The organism is Photobacterium damselae, assembly GCF_003026815.1.
GTDB lineage: Bacteria > Pseudomonadota > Gammaproteobacteria > Enterobacterales > Vibrionaceae > Photobacterium > Photobacterium damselae.
On the sequence record NZ_PYOG01000109.1, the window covers coordinates 1 to 751 of the forward strand.

At 46.6% G+C, this 751-nt stretch carries 7 tRNA genes; all 7 read right to left on the minus strand.

Features of this window, described 5'->3' with window-relative positions:
• Window positions 1–31: 31 nt before the first annotated feature.
• Window positions 32–106 (minus strand) — tRNA-Gln (locus CTN07_RS22540).
• Window positions 107–126: 20 nt separating this feature from the next.
• Window positions 127–211, minus strand: a tRNA-Leu gene (locus CTN07_RS22545).
• A gap of 25 nt (window positions 212–236) precedes the next feature.
• A tRNA-Met gene (locus CTN07_RS22550) sits at window positions 237–313 on the minus strand.
• A gap of 39 nt (window positions 314–352) precedes the next feature.
• A tRNA-Gln gene (locus CTN07_RS22555) sits at window positions 353–427 on the minus strand.
• Between the two features lie 20 nt (window positions 428–447).
• Window positions 448–532: transfer RNA gene (locus CTN07_RS22560), tRNA-Leu, on the minus strand.
• 25 nt (window positions 533–557) lie between these two features.
• Window positions 558–634, minus strand: a tRNA-Met gene (locus CTN07_RS22565).
• 39 nt (window positions 635–673) lie between these two features.
• Window positions 674–748: transfer RNA gene (locus tag CTN07_RS22570), tRNA-Gln, on the minus strand.
• Window positions 749–751 lie beyond the last annotated feature (3 nt).

The window sequence follows — 751 nt, forward strand, 5'->3', positions numbered from 1 at the left end:
TGATACCGAAATACATCGTTATCAGAAATAATGGCAGGTCTACCTGGATTCGAACCAGGGGATGACGGGATCAAAACCCGTTGCCTTACCGCTTGGCGATAGACCTACAATCTCATAAAGAGAATATGGTGCGGAAGGAGAGACTTGAACTCTCACACCTTGCGGCGCTAGAACCTAAATCTAGTGCGTCTACCAATTTCGCCACTTCCGCAAATTTTGTTATCTTCAAAAGAAGATGGTGGCTACGACGGGATTCGAACCTGTGACCCCATCATTATGAGTGATGTGCTCTAACCAACTGAGCTACGTAGCCAACTTGTGTGATACCGAAATACATCGTTATCAGAAATAATGGCAGGTCTACCTGGATTCGAACCAGGGGATGACGGGATCAAAACCCGTTGCCTTACCGCTTGGCGATAGACCTACAATCTCATAAAGAGAATATGGTGCGGAAGGAGAGACTTGAACTCTCACACCTTGCGGCGCTAGAACCTAAATCTAGTGCGTCTACCAATTTCGCCACTTCCGCAAATTTTGTTATCTTCAAAAGAAGATGGTGGCTACGACGGGATTCGAACCTGTGACCCCATCATTATGAGTGATGTGCTCTAACCAACTGAGCTACGTAGCCAACTTGTGTGATACCGAAATACATCGTTATCAGAAATAATGGCAGGTCTACCTGGATTCGAACCAGGGGATGACGGGATCAAAACCCGTTGCCTTACCGCTTGGCGATAGACCTACA